Below are 23,954 nucleotides of genomic sequence, written 5' to 3'. Positions count from 1 at the left end.
CAAGCCCGTCACCATGCCTCTGCCAGGCGACCGATGGCCGGCTTCACTGTTTCGACCGCCGCATCCTTCCAGCCCAGACGTCCCGCGCGCTGTCCCTTCTGGCGCAGCTTGCGCATGTCGCTGAGCCCTTCGATGTTGACGGCGGGGCCGGACCCGACCGCCTCGACCGGCCGGGGCGTCAGCAGCGCGTCGAGCCGCGCCTGGCCGGAGAGGCCGAGCAGGTAGAATGTGCCCCCGTCCTTCTTGGCGAGCCAGGTCTCGATGCTCTGGTTGCCCTCGCCGTCGACCGAGATGTTGCGCACCATGCTGGCGCCGGTGAAGACGTTGCAGCAGGCGTGACTCGGCCCGTAATTGGTCACCGTCGCCGAGACGTCGCCGGTATAGAACACCACATAGGCATTGCTGACATTGGCATTGCCGGCCTGGCTCATCGTGAACACGCCGCCCGGCTGGTAGAGCTGGAGCGTCGGCCAATTGGACGGCGCCGGCGTGCGGTTGTTCAGGAGTATCTGCTGGGTGGCCGTGGTGAGCATGAGCTGGCCCGGCACATAGCCGTTCAGGATCGAGACAGCCGGCGCATCGGTCCAGAAGGTCGCATCCACCACCCTGAACTGGTTGATGATGATGTGGTCTGGGTCGATCGAGACGTCGGCGGACTTCGCGACGCCGCCGTTATATCCGGTGATGTTCATGACCAGCGGGATTGCCGGCGTCGAGCGGATCTGCTCGCCCTTGACGTTGATCGTATCCGCCGCGAGGTCGAGCTCCTTCACGACGCTGACCCAGCCGATGGTCAGGTCACCCGGCGAGGTCATCTTGATGGTCTTGCCGCTGATCCTGTCGAGCGAGACCGGGCCCGCCGAGACGAAATGCGTGTCGCCGTTGGCGGAGATCGATCCGCCGCGGATCGCACCCGCATCGGAGCGCAGGTCGATGTCGCCGAAATCGCCCGGGATGCCGGTCGTGGTGAGCTGGCTGAAGACGATGTCGTTCACGGCGTGCAGGGTCTGCGTGCCGCCGCCGACAGCAGTGCCGACGGTGATCGCTCCGGCCGTCGCGGTGACGTCGAGCATGCCGCCGACATTGAGATTGTCCCAGTGAACGACCGTGCCGCTGAGGACTGCATTGCCGGTCGAGGCCGTGAGGTTATGGCCGGTGTTGGTGCCCGCCGCGATCAGCCTCGCCGAGCCGTGGGCCGAGACCGAGCCCTGTGTCGGCACGCCGCCCGAGATCACCGTCTGCGCCAGGATGAAGCCGTTGTCGGCGGTGACGTTGATGTTGCCGACGTCGCCGGCCATGCCGGTCGCCGTCAGTGCGTTGAAGGTGACATTGTCGCGGGCATGAATGGTCTGCGTGCCGCCGCTCTGCGCGGTCTGGAAGATGATGCTGCCCTGGCTCGCGGTCGCAGCCAGCGTCGTGCCGACACTGAGCGCGTTCCAATCGATCGGGCCGCCGTTGGCGGTCAGCAGCCCCGAGCCGGTCGAGGCCGCGAGCGTGTTGCCGGTGATGGTCGTGGCGGCCAGCAGCGTCGCCGAACCGTGGGCGGAGAGCGAGCCCAGCGTGGTCGCGCCGCCCGAGGTCACCGTCTGTGCCAGGATGAAGCCGTTGTCGGCGGTGACGTTGATGTTGCCGACGTCGCCGCTGTTGCCGGTTGCCGCGAGCGATTTGAACGTCACATTCTGGGTCGCGTGGATCGTCTGCGAGCCGCTGCTATAGGCGGTGCCGATGACGATGCTGCCGTTGTTCGCGACCGCGCTGAACCTGCCGCTCGCGCCGGTCGCGGTGCCCGCCGCCACCTGGTCGAGCGTCAGGCCGCCGGTGCCGATGATGTCCACGCTGCCCTTCACTGCCGACAACAGGCTCGCCTCGGTGTCGGTGAGAACCTTGACGTAGATGTCGCCGGCGCTCGTGCTCGCCGACAGCCGCGCGGCACTGAGAATGAACCGGCTGGTCGCGTTGCCGATGCCGTTCGATGCGCTCAGCGACACCTCGGCGCCCGCGCCGGAGGCGACGAACTTGGTCCGGCCGTCGCCATTGTCGACGATCGCGCCGAGCGAGGCGACGCCGCCCGCGGTGACGATGATCGAGGGCCCGTTCGAGGCCGCCGCGTAGGACAGCGACGAGTTCAGCTGGCCGATCGTCGCATCGCCCGTGGTGGTCACCGAGATCGGTCCGGCCGCATTGATGGCCGAATAGGCGCCCATCGACAGCGTCGCCGCGACGAGCGTGACACCATCGGAGCTGCTGGTCGCAACCACCGGCGCCGCGCTGGTGCCGGCCGCGAAAGTCATGCCGCGGTTGGCGAGCAGCTGCATCAGGCCGCCGCTCGTGATGCTGGTGTTGAGCATGAGCGCACCGCGCGCCACGTTCAGCGTCAGCGCACCGCCCACCGTCAGCGCCCCATAGGGGCCGCTCGTGCCGACCGCGAGATCGCCGGTCACCGCGAGAATGCTGAGATCGCCGACCGACGAGCCGGTCACCGCGCCGGAGATGTTCACCTGTAGCGGCTGGAAGGTCGACCCGTTGAAGCCAATGCTGCCGCCGGCGCGCAGATCGAGGTCGGTGCCAAGGATGTGGATCGCAGAGCGGTCCGTGAAGCCCGCCTCGGCGTAGATGCTGCCGGTCGCGGCGAGCTGGATCGCATTGCCGGCAGCGATGTTGCCGAGGATGAGATCGCCGGTGGTCTGCCTCACATAGATGCCCTGTGCCGACGAGACCTGGTCGAGCTGGTCGTTGCCAGGGTCGGCAAACGCGATCTGGAGCGCGTTGGCGTTGGCCGCGGGATTGCTTCCGGCGGCCCCGGGCGCGCCGACATTGCCGCGCTCGGCGATCAGGGTCAGGTTGGCGATATCGCCCGAGATCACGGTCCCGCCCGCGTTGGCGGAAATGCTGGTCACGGCGTCGAGCTTGACATCGCCGCGGCCGGTCACCTCGATGCCGTTGGCCTGCGCGGCCGTGATCGGACCGTAGCTCGCGGTGACGCCGCCGAGCGCGAGGCTGTTCTTGCTGCCGAGATAGATGTTGGTCAGCGCCTTGGCCGAGATCGCGATCGGATTGTCGACCACGACGAGGTTCTGCTGCGATAGGCTGACCGTATAGGTCGTTACGTGGGTCGTCGGATTCGTGACCGCGCCGACGGTGAGCTGGCCGGGACCGGCCGTCGCGAGCAAGCCCCTCTGCTCCGGCGTCAGCGACGAGGAATCGACGCTGGTGAAGGTGAAGGTCTGGGGCGCGGCCGAATTGCCGACCGAGCCGCGCGGCGCGTAGAGCATGATCTGGTTGGCGCTGACATTGGCGATGACGTTGTCGTCGATCGGCGGCGGCGCGGCACCGACGGCCGACGACGACACGGTGTAAGCGAGCTGGCTCTGGGTCCACTGCGAGCCGGCGGTGATGATGCCGTAGACCCGTTCGGTCGACGCGAGCGTATAGGTGTAGCTCGCATTGTAGGCGTTCAGCGCCGTCTGCAGCGCCGTATTGCTCGGCATGCGCTGATTTGCCGTCGAGACGCCCTCGAACAGCTTGGTGAACAGGGTCGACGACAGCGAGCTGCCGAACAGCGTCCCCAGCGGATCCGTGGGCGCGCTGCCGAGCAAGGTCGTCAGCGAACTCTTGAGCTGGTCGGTGGTGATCTGGCCGAGCAGGAACTGATCCCGCAGGAACCGCGTCGTGGCCTCGGTCTTCATCTGCGTCGCCGTGACGCTGGCGGGATCGATGCCGAGCTTGGCCGCGACCTGCGCCCGCAGCACCGTCTGCCCCACCGAGGTCGGAGCGTAGGTGCTGCCGTTGGGGAATGCGATGTTCTTGAGCTGGAAGTAGTCGTTATAGGCCGAGGTCACCATGGACTGGTAGCTGTTGACGGCGTTGGTGGCGGCGTTGCCGCTGAGCAGGTCGAGGCTGGCCCAGACGTCCTGCAGATGCTGGCTCTGCGCCGGGGTGAGACCGACCGCCGCCCGGCCGTTGAGGATGCTGGCCTGGTTGCCGTCGGAGCCGGCGGCTTCGAGGAACACCGGGCCGCCGGTCGACTGCACCGTGCCGAGGCGCAGATCGCCCTTGGACTGGACGATGTAGGTGCCGGTGGCCGAGGCGCTGTCGAGAACACCGCCATCGATGGTGCCGTCGGTCTGCGTGGTGCCCGTCGCCTGGATCACCAGGGGCTTGATGTTGGTCAGCGTGGACGCGCCGTTGACGACCGCGCTCGTCGCGCCGATCGCGCCGGCGCTGGAGTTGATCTCGACATTCTTGCCGATCACGACCGGGGTGGCGACGTTGTAAGCGGCCGCCGAGTTGATGTCGCCGGTCGCCGAGATGAAGACGCTGCCCTGCGGCGCGCGGCCGGAGACGCCCGAATTGACGGCAACCTGGTTGATCGAGAGCGAGCCGACCGCCGCGATCGCGATGTCGCGATCGATCGAGGTGGCGGTCAGGTTGCCGCCGTAGACCTGCACCTGGACGGGAACACCGTTTGCGCCGAGCGAACCGATGCCGCCATCGGCTGACAGCGTCACGTTCTTGCCCGAGATCATCGGGTTGTTCGCATTCGCCCCGGACGTGATGGCCGAATTGGCGCCGGTGGCGATCACCGTCGTCGACCCCGATAAGTTGTTGATCGGCCCGTTGACGACGATTCCGGAGTTCGAGCTGACATTGACCGTGCTCGCACCGCCGCCGCTGAACTGGATGTTGATCGGATTCGACGCCTTGACCGTGTTGGTCAGCGTCAACGTCAGGTGATCGTAGATCTGCTGAAACCAGTCGAAATGGGCGTCCGCGCCACAGCACTTGCCAGCCCCGGTGTTGTAGCCGGCGTTATGATAGCTCCCGGTCGCCGTGACCACTTCCTGGAAGTTCGCGGTCTGCAATTGGCCGGTGTTGCCGCCCCCGCCCGTGGCTTGCATCACGTTCTCGACCAGGCTGATGGTGCGGGTCCAGTTCTCGCCGGTCGCAGCATTCGGCGTGTAGTGCCAGCCGTAGTCGAATTGCGTGCTGGTCACCGGACGATCGAGCGTCGCCGTGTCGACCCACTGGTAGTACATGTTGGGCTTCACGGTGTACTGAATGCCCGCTGTGCCGCTCATGCCGGCCAGCATCGAGGCGGTGTACGCGCTCGCGTTGACGCCGGCCGTCCTGTAGGTCGACACCTGCTGGCTGCCTGCGGCAGAGGGATTGTAGACGTACCAGGTCGTCTGCTGCTGGAGCTGATCGACGATCTGGATCACGCTGGGCGCGCTGACGCCCGTGTTGATGGTGTTGGTGACGAGCTGGAGCCCGGTCGTGTTGTTGACCGTGATCGAGCCGGCACCGCCCTTGACTGCGATCGTGCCCTGAGGCGTGCCGTCGGTCGAGGTCGAGATGATCTTGCCGTTCAGATAGACGTAGCCGCCCGAACCCTGCACCACGCCGTTCACGAGGATCTGGTCGGTCAGCGCGTTGTATCGCACTCCGATTTTGATATCGCTGCTCACCAGCGGCGCGGCGGCAGCCGTGATGTCGTAATAGCTGCCGTTCCGCGCGTTGGCCTGCGCCTGGGCGAAGGCCGCGCTGTTGCCCTTGAGGTCGTTGATGGCGGACAACGCGCCGCTGCCGATGTCGACCGAGTAATTGCTGCTCGTGCCGCTCTGGATCAGGCCGTTGACGTTGATGACACCCGCCGAGATGATGATCGCCTGGCCGAGGATGAAGGGCGCGTTCGCCGGGTTCTGGTATCCCGAGGGCGTGGTCGAGGCCCAGTTCGTGATCGCGTTGGTGTTCGCGGTCCTCGGCGTGATCACATCATTCTGGATATTGACGACCTGGAAATAGGTTCCGCAACCATCACAATTGAACGGCGAGTAATACGTGTTGGTGCGGGTCGAGGTCGAACCGTCGGGGTTAGTAATAGTCACGTCGCGGGTTGTGCTGCTGAAGACGCCCTGGCCGGCATAGGTGTTCCGTTCCCACGGCGCGGTGACGATCGGTTGGACCGTCGGCCCTTCCATCGCCGCGAGCGTGGCAGTGCTGCCCACGCTGCCGCCGCCACCGTTGGGCGTGCCGTTACCCGTCGGCAGGAAAATCGCCGAATAGAGCGACAGGCCGTCGTAATAGGTCATCAGCATGCGCGCGGTGAAGACCGTGCTGTTGGCGGCCGTTTGCTGAACGCCCGTGTTGCCGTCGACGCAGCAGTAATAGAAATACGGGTGATTGCCGCCTGCGCCGATATGCGGGCTGTAGGCGTAATCGCCATAGGCCCCGAGGAAGGTCGCCGCTGCCATCACGGCCGTCAGCGTGTCGTTGCTCGCCGGCTTGTACTGGACGCCGGCCCATTGCGCGGTGACGTCGTGGTTGGAATTGTAGAAGCTGCCGATGCCGCCGAGGAAGATGAACGAGCCGTTGGGCGCCACCATCTGGATGGTCGCGGCATTGAGCGACTGCGACACCACGACGCTGCCGAGCTGGCTGGTGATCTTGAGCAGACCGTTCTCGTTGCTGACGATGCCGTCGAAATAGATGTCGGGCTTGCGGGTCAGCTGGTTGCCGTTGTCGTCGACGCCAAGCCCGGTGCTGGGATCGACCCGGTTGTAGGTCGCCGAGATGTCGATGATCGGCGTCGCGCTCGGCGTGGCGGTGAAGGTCACGTTGGAATGCGAATCCGGATCGACATGGTCGATCTGGCGGTAGGTGATGTTCCCGCCGGTCACAGTGGTAACCGTGAGGTTCGCAAAGTCCATGAAATCGAGGCCGCGGTTCTCGACCTTGATCATGGGCGAGCCTCGCGCGATGACCGCTGGCGCCGAATGACCGGCGAGGCTGTTTCCGGTCAGCTTCTGCGCCAGGATCGAGACATTGCCTGCTGACGCCAGCATGTCGCCGAAGGCGAAGGCGTTGCCGCCAGCATCGGAAGTATATGGCGCCTGCTGGATCAACGCGTTGATCTGACGCTGGATGTCGCCGGTCGGATCGGCCCCGGACGGCGTCATCGTGGCGGGATGTGTGGACGTCGACGCCGCGAGCGCGGCCCGGATTTGCGTATCGGTCAGGCCGGTCAGCGTGCCGAGCTGGTTGATGATGTTCTGGTAGGGATTGAAGCCGCCGACGATGGTGTACTGCACCGTCTGGTGGTTCCAGCTCTTCACCGGGCTGAAGCGATCGACGTCGGCGACGTATTCGAGTGTGGATGACAGCGACGAGTACGGGCTCGTCGTGCTCAGGGTCGGCGCGCTTGCACCGAGATCGATCGTGATGAGCACGTCGCTGTTGATGCCCGCCACCACCAGGCCGTTGAGCGCGACGTCGCCGGTTCCGCTGGTGTGGCTGTGGTTGTCGCTGTTCTTGGCGCTGAAGATGTCGAGGTACGGATTGTAGTTGCTGCCGTTGCCGGACGCGGTGACCTGCCCCTGCGTCGCGCCCAGATAGATGTCGCGCACGCCGAGCACGCGCGAGCCGTCGGCCAGCGTCAGGCTGCTGTCGCCGCCCGCATTGGCCGTGCCGCGGTAGAGGGTCGAGATCGGAATGGCGGTGTTGTTGTAGACGACCGTCGTCGCCGTCGCCTGGATGCTGCTGAAGGTAATGGTATCGCCCGACATGCCGGCGAAGATGTTGATGTCGCGCCAGGCCTGGATCGTCGTACCGCTGTCGACGGTGACGTCCTGGTCGGCGTGGACCCAGGTGTTGGTGCTGGCACCGACGCCGGCGATCGCGCCGTAGAGACTGGCGTTGGCGTTGTTGGACGCGGCCATCTTCGCAGCCGTGCCGATGAAGATCTTGCCGACGCTGAACAGCTCCCGGGCATGGATGTTGACGGCGAGCGTGGCGTTCGCCGTCATGTTGGACACGGCGCCGCCGCCGGCGAAGAAGCTGGCCGTGGCGAGGCTCGCGGTGTCCCTGGTGTTCAGCGTGTTGTAGGCCTCGATGTCGATCACGCCCGTCGACGTGCGCGGGTCACCGTTGAGACTGAGGATCGTCCCGGCGCCGACATTGGTGGTGACGGTCTGGGTGACATGGGAATCGCTCAGCGCAGCCGCCCCCGAGAACGAGCCGCCGGAGCCCGAACGCGCGCCGCCGCCGGCCTGGTTCACGATGTCGTTGGAGATGACGACGATATCGCCGCCATCCGTGTTGATGATCAGATGCGTTCCGATCTCGGCGGTGGTGGTCGAGGTGACGTCATTCTGCGCCTTGCCGGCGGAGACGCCGGCCGTGGACGCCTGGTAGGCGTCGCCGTTGGCCGCATAGTTGGTGGTGTGCGTGGCCTTGACGCTGAGGCCGCCGAAATAGAGCGTGTCGTCGGTCGTACCGCCGTCGAACCGCGCATTGGTCACCGCGGTCGAGCTGGTCGTGGCGACCGCCGCGGCGCCGGCGTAGGTACCGCCCGCACCGACCGTCGCGTTGGAGACGTTGGTATCCTTGCCCGTGGCGGTGATCTGAAGGATGCCGGTGTAGTCGGCATGGTTCAGGGTATCCATGTCCGCGGGCGCGCCGAGATAGGCGTAGGTGTGCGCGTTCGAGGACGTCTGCGCGACGGTCGCACCCAGCGCCAGGAACCCGGTCGAAAGGCCGGTCGCTTCCGCATATTGGGCGCTGTCGTTCTCGGCGGCGATGACCACGTCGGCATTGGGAAGCCGGATCCCGACTCCGCCATAGGCGCTGACCGTCGCGTTCTCCGACGCCCTCGCCAAGCTGCCCTGCGCGCCGATCAGCGAGCCGCCGCCACCGGCGAGCGCCTTGGCGTAGGTCGTCGTGCCGTAGATCGTCGTCGTGGTTCCGTCGGTGTTGGTCTGCGTACCGATGATTGGGACGAGCGCCATCGCGGTCACGCCCAGCGCGCCGCCCGAGAAGACGGTGTTGTCGCCGACATCGGCCGTTACGGTGGCTCCGACCGTCGACTGGGCGATGGCGACGCCGACCGCACCGCCGCCCACCGAGACGCCGATTGCCTCGCTCGACAGATTGGGCGTGATCGATGCCGTCACCAGGGTGCCGACACCGGTCGCGGACGTGGTGATCGAGGAACCAGTGCCGATCTCGGCGGTCACGCTCGAATTTTCGTGCGCCTCAGCGTCCGCGCCGACACCGGCGAGGATGCCGCCGCCGAGCGCCGTTGCGGTCGTCGACAACGTGCCGGCTCCAGTCGCGCCCACCGCCAGCGTCGAGGCATTGACCGTGGCGTTGTCCAGGACCTTCGCCGCGACCGAGCTCGACCGTCCAGCCGTCGCGACCGAGGCGCCGACCGCCGCGGCTCCGGCAGTGACGCCGCCCGTGAAGACGACCTGGGTCGTGGAGTCCTGCGCCATGACGGCGACGCCGGTGCCGCCCGTGCCGGTGACCTGGCCGCCGAGCTGGGCCGTCACGGTGTTGCTGACGTTGCCGAACGCCACCGCCGCCTGGGCGCCGAAGTAGAGCGCCGCGCCGCCAGCGATCGCCTCGGTGTCGATGGTCTTGCCGGCATAAGGTCCGGTGTTGGCATCCCTAACGACCGCCGCAACCCTCACGGACGGCGCGGACAAGATCGCGCTCAGATTGGCGAGCACGCTGCTGTTGACGCTGGTGTAGCCGATGCCGGCACCGATGCCGACGTTTTTCGCAAAGCCGGCGCCGAGCAGGTACATCTTGGCTGCATTGGCGCTGGTGGCACCGACATTGACCTGCGTGCCCGTGACATTGCCGCCGGCGATCTGCGCGGTGACGCCGTCATTGCCGCCGGTGAGCACGCTGCTGACGTTGTAGGTCGACGTCACATTGGCACTGCTGGGATTTCCGGCCGTTCCGCTCGCGACCGCATCGCTGCCTTGCGCGGTGCTGGTCCTCGCGTTCACCGCGGCGATCGTGCCGTTGCCATTCTGGTTGAGCTGACCGGTCTGCTGCCCCTGCGTGTCGGGATCGGCGGTATTGTTGCCGATGATGATGACACCGACGGTCGCACCGATGCCGACGCTGCCGCCGATGCCGGCCGTCACCGCGTAAGACAGCACTTCCTTGGTGCTGAGCGCATTGACGTTGATCGCGCCGGACGAATTCAGATTGCTGTTGCGGCTTTCCGCGATGGTCTGGCTCTTGAAGACGATGACGTTGGCCGCGGCTCCGACGCCGACCCCTGCCCCGCTGGCGCCGACCGCGAGCGCGCCGGCGATCTCCTTGATCGCCACGTCCTCGTTGGCGTTGATGGTGACCGCACCGGCCGCACCGCCGGTCACCGATTGCAGCGTGGTGTCGTAGACGCCGGCGATGGTGGTGTTGTTGGCGATCTCGATATTCGCCATGCCGGCGATCGCGGCCGTTCCCGTCGAGAGCGCGCCGCCGATCGCATAGGCCTCGAAGCGGTTCTTGGTCTTGGCCTGGACGTCGAGCGCGCCGCTCAGGGTGAGCGCGGTCGTGTGCGGTGTCGTGCCGCCATGATAGGCGAACTCGTCGCCGACATAGGCCTCGGTCCGGTTCGAGGAGACCTGCACCAGGAAGGCCGCGCCGATCGCGGCCTGGCTGCCATAGGCGCCCGAGCCGTTCGCGGAGAAGATGCCGGTGTTGTTGTTGGCGTTCACCGTCAGCGATGCCGCCGTCAGGGCGCCGCCGTCGACATAGGCCTCCGTCGTTGCCTGGAACACGTTCAACCCGACCGAGCCGGTGTTGAAACCGACGGCGATCGAGGACGCATCTTGCTCGGCATTGGCTTTCACGGTGACCGCACCGACGGTCGGGCTCGACGACTGCACCCCTCCGACCGCGGCATTGGTGATGGTGGCGAAGGTGCTGCGCGACATCGTCGTGCTGATGACGGTGGCGCCGCCGCCGCCATTGCCGGTGGGCGGCACGATGCCGGCGCCGAACGCGCCGGAATAGGAGAAGCTCGACGCGGCGACCACGATCTGCGGCGCCAGTGTCGACGAGGTCAGGCGCGTGTCGATGACGGCGCTGTCGATATACGCTCTCGTCGCCCCGCTCATCACGTTGGTGATCGGGTTGATCATGATGGCGATGCCGCTGCTCGCGGCAAGCGAGGCGACGTTGGTCACCACGGCTTGGTGCGAGCTCGCGACGACGGCAAGGCCGCGCACGGTGTCCTGGTTCTCCGAGAGATCAGGTGTCGTGTCGGTCGGGGCATGGGCGGCGCCGAGATCGAAAGCATGGACCAGCGTGCCGTTGTTGACCGCCAGCGTGTCGGTCGAGCTGGTTCCGAGCGCATCGACCTTGGTGTTGACCCCGCTGATATAGGCCGCCGTGGTCCCGGTGATCTGGTTGGTCACCAGCGAGCCGGCAATGCCAGCCGCACCCTTGCTGATCGACAAGGCGCCGGCGAACACGGCCGCCTTGTCGTTGTTGCCGGCGATCACGCCGACATTGTTGGTGGCGGTGACGTCGGCGCCGTTGGTGCCGGCAGCGGTGATGCTGGCGGTGACGTTGGTGCCCATCAGATTGGTGGCGACCGAGCCTGCCAACCCCACCTGCGAGGACATCGCGACGCCGACGGCAACCGTCGAGATGCTGGCGTTCGAGTTCGCGCCGACCGCGACCTTGCCCGAGGCGGTCAGCTTGGAGCCGGTGACGCCGGCGTTGACAGTGTTGGCGATGCTGCTGTTGACGAGCGCCAGGCCCGCGGCACTGCCTTGCGTCGAGGCGCCCGCGACGGCGGCGGTTCCGGTGATGCTGGAGTTATCCGTCGCGGTGACGGACACGTTCTTGGCGGTGACGCTCGATTGCGTCGTGCTCGACTGGCTGTTGCCGATGGCCGCCGAAACGGTGTTGGAGATGCTGCTGATCGTGGTGCCGCCGACGCCCGCGAACTGACCGGTCGCAAGACCAAAGCCGATCGTGACCGCCTGGATCTTCGAGGAATCGACCGCGCTCACACTGACATTGCCGTTGCTGCCCGCCGACATCAGGACGTTGGCGATATAGGCCGAATGCGTGGTCGCGATCGTATTGTAGACGATCGAGGCGCCGACATGTTCTTGCCGGCCTGGATCAGTCCGGCAACGGAGACGATGCTGGCCCCCGGACCGTTGCCTGTGCCGCCGTTGAGCGCGGCCGCGCCGAAGTCGATGCAGTTCTGCCCGCCCGTGCCGCCGGCGACCGTGCAGGTATCCGAGGCGAGAAGATTGTTGTTCGACTTCCTGACGAGGTTGCCGAGCGCCGTATCCAGCGCCGAGACGGCGCCGCTGTCGGCCAGCACGGTCACGCGGCCGACATTGATGTTCACCGTCGCGCCGCTGTTGATGTAGGCGGTCGTGGTCGGCGTGATCTCGCTGACCACGATCGCGCCGGCAAGCCCGTTGGACCCCGCCCCGCCCGAGGCCGCACCGGCCGCAATCACGCTGGCGCTGTCGGCCATCACCAGCAGGGTGTCATAGTTGGAGATCGAGCTGCTGCGGATATGCGCGTCGGTCGCGTTTCCGCCGGTGGGATCGCCGATCGAAGCATAGGTCAGCCCGATGCCGACGCCAGCCTGGCCACCCGAGATATAGAGCGAGCCGCCGCCGATCGCGATGTTCGTGGTCTGGTAAGCATCGACCTCGAGCGCGCGGTTGACGCCGGAGGATTGCCCCGTGATCGTCGAGCTCTCGATATAGGCGTTGGCACTGTCGGTGATGATGCCAACGGAGGCCGACAGCGAGGCCGCGTTGGACTTCGATCCCGCAACGCCGATGGCGACGACGGTCTCCGAGCCGCCGTTGAGCGCCTGCACCGTCACCGAACTCTGGTTGTTCACGGTGGTGCCGTAGATATAGGCGAGCGTCGCATTGTTGGACATCGCCGCCGCGATGGCGCCGCCGATCGCAGCGCCCTGGGCAGACGCCCCGGCCAGGTTGAGTGCCGCGGAGCCCGAACCGTTGCTGAGAATGGTGTCGTTGAGCGCCTGGACGATCGTATTGGTCGTGACAGCCGTGGCCGTGGTGTACTTGTTGACCGTCGTGTTCCTGATATAGGCGCTGGTGCCGAGCGAGACGTCGCTCACCGAGGAGCTTCCGGCGAGATCGATGCTGAAGCCCTCGGTGCTCGATCCCGACGTCGAGCCGATCTTGCTCGCGGCCGTCGTAACGCCGGCGGCCCCTCCGGTCGCGCCGGCCCCGGCGGCGCCCGCCTTGTCGGAGAAGCTGGATGCCGCCGGCTCGGAGATCGATGCCGCGACGGCAGCCGCGGTGATGCGCCCCGAGGTGGTGGCGCTGATCGTGAGATTGTCGACATTGACCGCGCCGCTCCCGCCGCTCGTGCCGGCGAACGGATCGTTGAAGCTGAACACGCCTGGGCGGATGTCGGAATGGTTGTCGCCGATATAGGCGGAGGTGTCGGCATTGGCTCCGAGATAAGCCACCGACAATCCGACTGCGGAGCCGCCGCCTCCATTCCGGCTCATCGCCCCGGACAGTGTCACCACCGACAGATCCTGCTGCGCCAGGATGCCCACGGTCGGAGCATAGACGGTGGCCTGGCTCGAGATCGACGCATGCGTCGTGTTGTTCAGGAAGCCGAGCGAGGTAATGCCGTTCAGCGCCAGCGCGCCCGCGGCCTTGCCGGACGACGGCGCAACGGCGACGAACTGGTCAGAGGTGATCGCGTTGACGGCGATATCGTCCGCCGCCCGGAGCGTCGCGCGGTCCGAAACGCCGGCAATGGTGTTGGTGTTGAACTGGACGAGATTGAGCGCACCGCCGACAGAGGAGCCGCCCGAGGTGTTGCCGGTCAGGAAGCCGAGCGTGCCGACATTGCCGGCAGCGTCGATCGACGCCGTGGTCGTGGTTGCCGCCACCTGGATGCTGGCGTTGTAGGTGTGGACGTCACCATTGTCCATCCCAGCCGCCCAGCTGCTGCCGCAGGTCGCGCTCGTGCAGGTCGCCGTCAAACTGGCGCTACCTGCGACCCACGCCGTCGTGTTGTTGTTCACGACGAAATGGTTCAGCGAACCGGCGATGCCGATCGTGTCGCCGGCGTCCGCCGTCGCATTGGCGTAGCTGGTCAGAATGTTGCCGCCGACGCCTAGACTGCCGTTGAGGTGGCTCAGAGTCGCACCTAACCCATCCCATTTCAGCCAGGTGTTGGTGATGGGCTGTTCGGTGGTGGCATCGACGGCGATGTTCGCCGCGTTGATCAGCGTACCGCTGCCGACATAGGCGTTCGAATTGTGGGTGAAATTGCCCCAGGCGACCGCCGCACTGATGGCCGTGCTCTCGCCGGACACCACGTCCTTGGTGATCGCGCTGGCCGTCGCATTGCTGCGAACGCCGCGATCGATGACGTTGCTTGCGACGGCGACGTTGCCGCTGGCATAGATGCTCGGCGCGCCGCCGCTCGGATTCTGCGCGATCGCAGCGGTCGCGCTCTGGGTGCTGTTGGCCAGCGAGAGCGCACCTGCGGCCTTGAAATTGAAGTTCAGCGGCACCAGCGAGGACATGTGGTCCTGGATGATCGACGTCGGCGCGGTGACGGCGCGCAATCCTCTCTCGATCGCCGCGATCAGCGCCGGCAGGCCGGCGATGGACGACGCCATCGTGGAATTGCTGGTCGTGTCGGACGTCGCCTCGACCAGAACGGAACCGTTCATCCGGTTGGCGGTATCGGTTCCGAGCGATGCGCCGAGCGTCGCGGTCACCGACGTCGTGATGTCGCTGATGGCGAACGCACCGCCGACGGCGCCGCTCGCCCCTAGTCCGGGTGCCGCAACCGACGTTGCGCTGGTCGAGAAGGAATTATTGTTGATCGCGCGCACCTTCAGCGTGCCGCCGCTCGTGTTCACCGTGCCGGCTGCGATATGCGCGCCGCTCTCGACGTTCGCGACCGTCGTCACCGATCCCTTGGAATAGGCCACCGTCGGGACTATCTGCGCGCTCGTCGATGCCGCGAGGGCAGAGACGGCGATGGTGGCGTCGTTCAGCGCCTTGATCTCGAGGTTGCCGCCGGCATTGATCGTCGCACCCGAGGCGACGTTGGTCGTGGCAGTGCCGTCGATCTTGCCGACGACCACGCCGGCCGCAACCGGCGTGAGGCTGCCGAGCAAGGTGGACGCGATCGCCGGGTCCGAGGCGGTTTCCGATGCATGCGCTGAAATGGTGACATCGCCACGGCCGTTGATGTCGGCATGGCTGTTGATGTTGATGGTCGCGGTGGCGCTTGCGGCGACATAGCCGCCATTGAGGCCCAGCAGCGAGCCGGCAAGCGTCGAGCCGACGAGCGCCAGGGCCCCGACTGGCGAACCGTCGAGGAAACTCGATACGGCGGTCGAGGTCGCGGTGATCGAGACGGTGCCCCCGGTGATCTTGCCGTCGACAATGATCGCCGTCGCCGCGGTGGCCTGGCCGGACAGCTTGATATCGCTCGCCGTTGCTCTCAGCGTCACATTGCCGTCGGTATAGGTGGTCCCGCCGAAATTGACCGACTGGGCCAGGATCTGCGCGCCATTCATGATCTCTATGTTCGGCGCGTCGATGATGACGTTGTTGGCGTTGCCGGTCGAATGGCCGGAGCCATCGAGACGGCGGGCGTCGATCACCGCATGCGCGGCAAGCGTGATCGAGTTGTCCGCCTGGATGAGGTAGTCGGCGCCGGCACTGAGCCCGGCCAGCGCATTCGCGATCGAGCTGTTCGACAGGGTCACGCCGGTGTCGCCCTGGCTGGCGTCGCCGACCACCAGGTCGATCGGGTCGAACAGCAGCGTGCCGGCCTTGCCGTTCGGCGCGGTAAGGTTGACGGAAACGCCGCGGCCGACATCGATGATGCCGTTCGCGCTGAAATCGACCAGGCCCGCATTGCCCGTCTTCGCGCTGGCGTTGAACCTGGCCCCGCCCGCCACGGTCAGGTTCTGCGCTGCCTTCAGGCGGATCTCGCCGGCATCGCCGGACTTGCTCGCGATATTCAGCCTGGCGTTCCTGCCGATATCGATGTTGTTGCCGGCCTGCACCGTGATGTTGCTCGGCGTCGTGGTCTTGCTGCGCGCGGTCAGCCGGCCGTTGACCCTGCCGTTGTTGACGGCACCGATATGGATCGAGCCGTTGCTCACCGTGATGGCGCTGGCGCTGCGCAGGCCCTTGGAGTTGACCGAGGCCGCGAACTTGGCGGCATGGTCGAGATTGGCGATGTCGCGCTGGCTGGCGCCGCCAACATAGACGTTCTGCCCGGTCAGGCGCACGCCGTCCTGAGCGTTGATCCGGCCGTAGATGCGGATGTTGCCGTCCGGCGAGACCGGGAACGAGCCAGCCATCAGATTACCGACCGCCGTGCCGTTGATCGCGCCTCCAGGACCGATCAGGCTGTCGGTGAACTCGCGCGTCGGCGTCGAGACGTTGAGGCTGCCGACATTGACCACGCCGCTGCGGCCGACCACGAACCCCTTGGGATCGGCGAAGTAGACGTTACCGCCGATCGCGCCGTTCATGTAGGAATTCAGCGTGCCGTTGATGTAGACTGGCGCGTCGCGAACGATGTTGACGAGGTTTTGCGTGCCGGTCGGCAGTTGCAGATTGACGGTGTTGCCCTGCCCGACGCTGAACTGCGAGAACGAGTTGAAGGCATTGTTGCCCGAGACCGTCGACGTCGTGACATTGGTGACGCTGCCGGAGGTCTGAAGGCTGGTTCCAGTCCGTCCGTCGGGAACGATGACGTTCGCGGTCTGCGCCTGAACGCGGACGCTGTACACCGGCAGGAAGACCATCTGCATCGCGCAGAGCAGCGACATCGAGCGGAACTGCGCAAGTCCGCGCAGGCCCCGTTCGTCAGTGTCTCGCCTCGCAGATAGCCCGCGCATTTCAGATCCTCTTCATCGGCATTGGCGCCGATCCACGACCGGGTGGGAGAATGTCGCGATGGTCCGCCATCAGAACTGGCCGGGCGGAAGCTTGAAGATGTCGGGGCTCTTGGCGTCGGCGACGTAGAACAGCAGCAGGCTGGTCGGCGTCAGCACGCGGTTGTTCTCCTTGGTCTCGAACGTGCCCTGGAGCAGCAGGATCACCGAGCGATCCTTGGCGTCGCTGCCGCGGAACATGACGATGCCGCCGGCGACGGGCATGTTGACCGCGATGGAGTCGGGCTTGAAGCCCTCGCCCATGAAATGGGCGCGCAGGATGTTGGCGTTGGAGAACAGCTTCTCCGGCGTCATCGCGGTGTCGGTCCCCTTCGACCAGACCGCGCCGACCTGGATCAGCGACTTCGACTTGTAGCCGAGCACGTAGGAGAGCTCGGCGGTGCCGCCGTTCGGCAGCAGCTCCGGAACGGACAGCAGAATGCTGTGCGTCAGCTCGGACGCGTTATCCTGTGACCTGATGGCGTCGGGCTTGGCGTTGAAATCCTTGGTCATCGCCGCGCGCACGTCGGCCTCGTTCATGCCGAACTTGGCCGAGCGGAAGCCATCGATCGCCTTGATCTTGTCGTCGGCGACTGGCGTCTCGGCTGCAACCGCAGATGTCGCACCGGCAGCAACCGGCGTCCCGGCAGCACTGGCCTTGGGCGCCGGCGCCGCCTTCTGCTTCGGCACGGCGCCCTGGGCCGCGACCGGCCCGACTGCAACGGAGGTGAGCAGGCCGACGAGGGCCGGAATGAGATAGATTCTGCGCATCGAAAACCTTCGAAAAACCTGAAACAACGCTTCAAAAATCAGCGGCAGCGAAACCGGCTTCCCCGAACCGTCGTCGCAGCCGGACGGAAATTGTTGCAGCGCCACAAGGCGTTACAAGTGTCACGGAGAAGACGAGATTCGAAACAGCGACTCCTTGGCAGCAAAGGCATACGGTATCGGGCTGCCAAACGCTGCGAATGAACATTCACAAGCGCATTTTTTGATCAATTGTGGTCACCAGCCTTTCGCGTTATGCAACCGCCTGGGGAAAATCTTGCGAAGCATTTCATGATCGAGCGGCGCGCTCCTGCCCACACTGTGCCGGCGGTTGCCCGCCGCGATGTCCTTCGCCTTGCAGGTGCATCGGTCGCGGGCTGGATCGCGCTCGGCGCAACGCCCGATCGCATGCGGATCGTCGCCTCGCTCACCGCATTGCCGCTCGACGACGAGCTGACCAGACGCGGCATGATCGACAGCGCGAGCTCTCGCCTGGGCAACCTCGTCGCCGGCTTGCGCCAGCGCGGCTGGGTCGAAGGCGTCAACTTCCGCCTCGAGCTTCGTTCGACCTTCGGCGCACCGGACAGGCTGAGGGCGGCCGTCCAGGAATTGCTCGACCTCAGGCCGGACGTGATCCTGACCGGGTCGACGGTCGAGACCGCCGCCGTGCTTGCCGCCACCAAGACCATCCCGGTCGTGTTTGCGACCGCCAACGATCCGGTCGGCAACGGCTTCGTCGAAAGCCTGGCGCATCCCGGCGGCAACGTCACCGGCTTCACCAACAGCACCGCCGAGATGGGCGGCAAATGGCTCCAGCTGATCCGCGAGGCCGTGCCCGACGTCGCGCGCGTCGGCGTCCTGTTCAACCCGGCGACCACGCCGCGCGGCGGGCGCTTCTTTCTCGACTCGATCGAGCAGGAGGCCGCAGTGTCCGGCGTGTCCGCGGTGCCCGCCCCCGTCAACGCGCCGACGGAGATCGATGACGCCATCGGGCGCTTCTCCGAATCGCCCAAGGCGGCGATGCTTGCGCTGGTCGACAGCTTTCTCGTGGTCAACCGGCAGACGGTCGTCACGACAGCCGCCAAATACCGCGTGCCCATGATCTATCCGTTCCATTACTTCATGGATGCCGGCGGGCTGATGAGCTACGGACCGACGCTCGAGGTGCGCTCGGCCGATTATGTCGATCTCATCCTGCGCGGCACCAAGGCCGGGGATCTTCCGGTGCAATCGCCGCGCAAATACGAGCTCTTGATCAACCGCACGGTCGCCCGCACGCTCGGCTTGACGATCCCATTCACGCTGCTCGCGCGCGCCGACGAGATCCGCGAGTGAACGAGCCGGTCGACCAGGGACCTTCGCGGACGCCTCCCGGCCGGTTGTTCAGGAAATATCTCTACTCGATCGTCGCCCTCGCCTTTGCCGCGCTCGCCATCAACACCGGCTTCGACGTCTGGTTCTCCTATCGCGAGCAGAAGCAGCTGCTGGCGGCGACCCAGCGCGAGCAGGCCGCCTCCGCAGCGATCCAGATCGGACAGTTCATCGGCCAGATCGAGAACCAGATCAGGTGGCTTGCGCGCCTGCCGCCGGAGCTGTCGACCAACGAGGACGAGCGGCTGAACGCCATCCGCCTCCTGCGCCTCTCGCCCGCGATCGCCGAGATCGCCCAGCTCGACGCGCAGGGCCGCGAGCAGGTGCGTGTGTCGCGCCGTGTCGCCGACAGGATCGGCAGCAAGATCGATCTCTCCACGACGCCCGCCTTCCGCGGCGCCAATGACAGCCGGGCCTATTACGGACCGGTCTACTTCTTCGGCGACACCGAACCGTTCATGACGCTCGCCACGCGCGGCACCGGCCGCGCTCCCGATGTGATCGTCGCCGAGGTCAATCTGCGCTTCATCTGGGACCGGTCGCCGGAATCAGGGTCGGCAACACCGGCAAGGCCTATGTGGTCGACCGCAAGGGCGTCTTGATCGCGCATCCCGATTTGTGGCGGGCGCTCCAGCGCAGCGATCTCTCCGGCCATGCCGACGTCCGCGCCGCGCTCGACGGCGTCGGGCCGCCTTCGGGCGGCCTCGTCAAGGAGGATCTGTCCGGCCAACGGGTGCTGTCGACCTATGCGACGGTGCCTTCGCTCGGCTGGCTGGTGTTCGTCGAGCTGCCGCTCACCGAAGCCTACGCGCCGATCTACGCCTCGATCGGCCGCTCGACCTTCCTCCTCGTCATCCTGCTGGCCGGTGCGGTGTTGGTCTCGCTGGTTCTCAGCCGGCGCATGACCGTGCCGATCCAGTTGCTGACCCAAGGAGCCAAGCGGATCGGCAGCGGCGACCTCAACTCGCGGCTCGCGATCAAGACCGGCGACGAGCTGGAGGCGCTCGGCGAGCAGTTCAACCGCATGGCGGCGCATTTGCGCGAATCCTACGCCACGCTCGAGCGCAAGGTGATCGAGCGCACCTCCGAGCTGGAAAAGGCGCGCGACCAGGCGCTCGCCGAGCACGACGCCGCCGAGCGCGCGCGCAGCGCGGCGGTGGCGGCCAACGAGACCAAGTCGCGCTTCCTGGCCGTCGTCAGCCACGAGTTGCGCACGCCGCTCAACGGCGTCATGGGGGTGCTGCAATTGTTGGACGACGGCAGCCTCAGCGAGGCCCAGCGCCGCCACCTCGCCACCGCGGCGGCGTCGGGCGAAACGCTGATCGCGCTGGTCGATGCGGTGCTGGAATATGCGCGCCTCGAAGCGAGCACGGAAATTCTGGAGACGCGCGACTTCCGTCTCGACCAGCTCATCGAAGCCGCTGTCGACCTGATGCGTCCGCAAGCCCTGGGCAAGGGCCTGCGCTTCGACCTCGCCTGCGATGCAACGGTCGACACCACCGCGCATGGCGATCCCGTCAGGCTCAATCGCATCCTGCTCAACCTGATCGGCAACGCGATCAAGTTCACCCCGAGCGGCGGCATCGGCGTGAGCGCGGCGGCCGAGCGGCGCGACGATCACCTCCTGCTGCGCATCAATGTTCGCGACACCGGCATCGGCATCGCGCCCGAGTTGCACGAGCGGATCTTCGAGGATTTCGTCCAGGCCGACGACAGCATCGCGCGGCGGTTCGGCGGCACCGGCCTTGGCCTTGCAATCGCGCGCCGCCTCACCCGCCTGATGCGCGGCGAGCTCAAGGTCGAGAGCGCGCCCGGCGCGGGCAGCACGTTCACCCTCGAAGTGCCGCTCGGTCTTGCCGGAAACAGCGTGGCGCAAGGCGCGCTTGCGCCGCCGTCGCGGCAGCTCCGCGTGCTCCTGGTCGACGATGACCCCGTCAATTGCGAGGTCGGCGCAGCCATCCTGCACCGGCTCGGCCACCACGCCACGATCGCGAGGAACGGCGCCTCCGCCATCGAGCTCGCCCGCGACCAGGCCTTCGACGTCATCCTGATGGACCTGCACATGCCCGACATGGACGGCGTCGAGGCCGCCTCGCGGATCGGCGAGCTCGGTCTTGCCAAGATGCCGCGCCTCGTCGCCGTGACCGCCGACGTGTCGCGCAGTGCCCGCGATCGGCTCGCGGGCGCTGGCATCGCCAAGGTCGTGAGCAAGCCGATCCTGATCAACGCGCTACGCGAGGCGATCGAGGATGATCAGGCAGTCGAGCCGGCAGCCGCGCAACTCGCGGCCCACGAACTGATTGATCGGGCTTTCCTCGACGACCAGCGGGAGCTGCTGGGCGCGACGCAAATCGACAAGCTCCAGCAGCTTCTCCAGCAGACGGGCGAGCGACTGATCGACGACATCGCCACGGCCGCGGCGGCCGGCGATCACAAGCAGCTCGCGCGATCCGCGCATCAGCTCGGCAGCGCGGCAAGCGCGCTCGGCCTCGTCCGCCTGTTCGAGCGCTGCCGCGAGGTCGAGGAAGCCGCGCCCGCGATGCCGCTGCAGGAATGCCCGAGTGCCGCTCGCGAACTCGCCGCGCTGCGGGAAGCGTCGATGGGCGCGCTTGACGATCTGCTCCGCCCCGCCGAGCAGCGCTCGCTCGGCTAGCGCGAGTCCATAAATCTGCAGAGCGGACGGCTTGGAAGAGCCCGCTATCCCTCGACAGCAGCCAAATTCGCCATAGCGTCTGACCTACGTCAGTATGGTCACGTCATACCCCCGCACAATGGCGACGACCAGGTGCTCTTGCTATCTACCAACGCAGAATGAAACGCAACGGAACCGGCCCCGCGAGCCGGCAGTTGCAGGACAAGTCCGGTGGCGTAGCGCCCGCCGGCCTTTCTCCTGATCGAGCGGCAGCATGCTGGTTCGAGACCCTGGCGTCGACCGTCACATTTGGCTGCTGAGAGTACGCCATGAGAAACATCGCCAATCTCCTCACGCGGTTTTGGCAAGGGAGCCAGCCTGCATCCAATGCTCAGGTTGCGGCTGAAGCCGAACACCGAGATCAATCCAGCATGGCTGATTTTGTCCGCATCCTGCAGGCCTACGATCAAGACCCGTGGGGCGACCGCGCCCGCCCGTGACACCGTCGCCGCAGCCGTTCAGTGCTGAGGCCGGGCTGCGGACTGTACAATCAGCTGGTCAACAGGATCAATCTTCCGACTCCAATCGGTCTTGAGCGGGTCGCCCGGCCAGCAATGTGCCGCCGGCCGGGCCAACACCCACACGAGGGATCAACTTCCTTCGTGCCGGAAACCTGTGATCATTGTGCTGTCATGAGCCCGACGTTTTAACGACGAGCTTTATATTTAGCAGGTTGACGCCTTTGAACGGGTTCGGCGCGCTTTCGATTGTTCCCGTACCCGTGGCGTTCGCATAAGCACCTGTGCCCGATAGGATCGTGTATTCGCCCGTTGATTTTCCATCTTTGGCCGAACCAGTGTAGCGCGCCGTGATCGAGCCCTCCTCGAACGTGTAAGTGCTATAGCCGAAGAAGGGACCCGACCCTTTAAGCAGGTCCGAAGTATTCACGAACTCTTTCACTCCGATGCGGCCATCGCTGAAGACGGCAACCCCAAAGAACTTACCAGACACAACCGTCTGTCCTTCGACGTTTGCGGCCTCGATGACCTTGAGGTCGATCGGCTTCGTGATCAGCTTGAACTCAAGCACCCGCTCGCCGGCTAAGGCGGGTGACGCCGCGACCGCCAATGCCAGTCCGGAAAGGAGAAAGGTGAGAGACTTCCGCATAGGCTCCTCCTGCGCTTGTTGAAATCAAGTCGAGAAGTGCCGGCGAGCTACACATCGTGCCGCCGCTTTTCGCTGCGGCATGGAAGAGAGCCCTCGGCGACGCCCCGGCAGCGGCTGAAGCTCTCTGGTCCTAAGGCGCGAAGCCGGGACGCAAGTATGAGTCCGAGCGAGCGGAAGAAAGTTCAGGTTTCCGCTGCGGTATAATAGTGTCCAGCGCATCTGGCCCCCGTCCCGCGCTTTGCGGCAAGATCACTGACCTCTTCCCTCTAGCGGGTCGTCGCTTTGCGCCCGGCTTCGTCCTCCTCCCGCCCAAACCGCTCGACCAGGAAATCGATGAGCAGCCGCACCTTCACCGACAGGTGCCGGGTCGGCGGATAGACCGCATAGAGCGCCAGCGGCGGTGCGGAATAGTCATCCAGCACCGTCCGCAGCTCGCCCTTCCGCAGAGCATCGGCCGCAATGAACTCCGGCAGCAGTGCCAGGCCCCTTCCCTTGATCGCGACGTCGCGCAGCACCTCGGCATTGTTGACGCAGAGCGACCAGGCCGGCTGGATCCAGTGGTCGCCGTCGCTGCCTGTGAGCTTCCACTGATTGCCTGTGAGCAGGAAGCCGTAGGTCAGCGAAGCATGCTCGCGCAGATCCTGCGGATGTTTTGGCGTGCCGTGCCGCGCCAGGTAATCCGGCGAGGCGCAGATCATGCGCGTCACCGGCATGATCTTGCGCGCGATCAGGCTGGACGATTCCAGCTCCGCGATCCGCAAGGTCACGTCAAAGCCGTCCTGCACGGGATCGAGCAGATCGTCGCTCAGCACGATCTGGAGCTGAAGCTCCGGGTAACGCGCCATGAAATCGGCGAGCACCGGCCCGAGCCGCATCGTGCCGAACGACATCGGCGCATTGACGCGGAGCAGCCCCCGCGGCGCCGATTGCGCCTGCGTCACCGCCTGGTCCGCCGTTTCGATCTCCGAGAGGATCACGACCGCGCGCTCGAAATAGCGCTGGCCGTTCTCGGTCGGGCTCGCGTGCCTTGTGGTGCGGTTCAAGAGCTGGACGCCGAGGCTTTCCTCGAGGTCGGCGATGTATTTGCTGATCGCCGAGCGCGACAGCCGTAGCTGCCGGCCGGCCTCGGCAAAGCTGCCGCTTTCCACCACCTTTACGAAGGCCCGGAGGCTGCCGAGCTTATCCAAGGGGTCGCCCCGCCGATTGTTTCCAAATCGTAGACATAGCCGTCATATTTGCATGGATTGTCTCCAATCCAAAGCGGAACGATATTTCCGG

At 65.9% G+C, this 23,954-nt stretch carries 5 protein-coding genes and 2 pseudogenes; 3 read left to right on the top strand and 4 right to left on the bottom strand.

Annotated features, from left to right (window positions below):
• Positions 1–8 precede the first annotated feature (8 nt).
• Together XI05_RS38070 and XI05_RS38060 are read right to left on the bottom strand one after the other, a co-directional pair.
• Positions 9–16,702, bottom strand: a pseudogene (locus XI05_RS38070) (leukotoxin LktA family filamentous adhesin).
• A 69-nt stretch (positions 16,703–16,771) separates the two neighbouring features.
• Positions 16,772–17,509, bottom strand: a complete 738-nt coding sequence (locus tag XI05_RS38060; RefSeq protein ID WP_271511377.1) for a hypothetical protein — start codon at positions 17,507–17,509, stop codon at positions 16,772–16,774.
• A 288-nt stretch (positions 17,510–17,797) separates the two neighbouring features.
• Here XI05_RS38060 and XI05_RS38055 point away from each other — a divergent pair, with 288 nt between their 5' ends.
• The 3 genes and pseudogenes from XI05_RS38055 to XI05_RS38040 all read left to right on the top strand — a co-directional run bounded on the left by XI05_RS38055 (position 17,798) and on the right by XI05_RS38040 (position 22,009).
• A complete protein-coding gene (locus XI05_RS38055) occupies positions 17,798–18,841 on the top strand; it encodes an ABC transporter substrate-binding protein (protein ID WP_271511372.1) in 1,044 nt (347 codons plus the stop codon).
• A pseudogene (locus XI05_RS38045) lies at positions 18,838–21,530 on the top strand (ATP-binding protein). Before XI05_RS38055 ends, XI05_RS38045 begins: the two are co-directional and overlap by 4 nt.
• Positions 21,531–21,838: 308 nt before the next feature.
• Complete coding sequence (locus tag XI05_RS38040) at positions 21,839–22,009, top strand: hypothetical protein (protein WP_271511364.1); 171 nt, start codon at positions 21,839–21,841, stop codon at positions 22,007–22,009.
• Between the two features lie 190 nt (positions 22,010–22,199).
• Here XI05_RS38040 and XI05_RS38035 read toward each other — a convergent pair whose 3' ends face one another.
• Both XI05_RS38035 and XI05_RS38030 read right to left on the bottom strand, forming a co-directional pair.
• Positions 22,200–22,676: a hypothetical protein gene (locus XI05_RS38035; protein ID WP_172784359.1), complete on the bottom strand. Its 477-nt coding sequence runs from the start codon at positions 22,674–22,676 to the stop codon at positions 22,200–22,202.
• Between the two features lie 266 nt (positions 22,677–22,942).
• Positions 22,943–23,863, bottom strand: coding sequence for a LysR family transcriptional regulator (locus XI05_RS38030; protein ID WP_271511362.1), 921 nt, complete (start codon positions 23,861–23,863; stop codon positions 22,943–22,945).
• Positions 23,864–23,954 lie beyond the last annotated feature (91 nt).

This window comes from Bradyrhizobium sp. CCBAU 11357, assembly GCF_028128865.1.
Classification (GTDB): domain Bacteria; phylum Pseudomonadota; class Alphaproteobacteria; order Rhizobiales; family Xanthobacteraceae; genus Bradyrhizobium.
The sequence above is the reverse complement of the archived record's forward strand: the minus strand, read 5'-3'. Positions and strand labels throughout refer to the sequence as shown.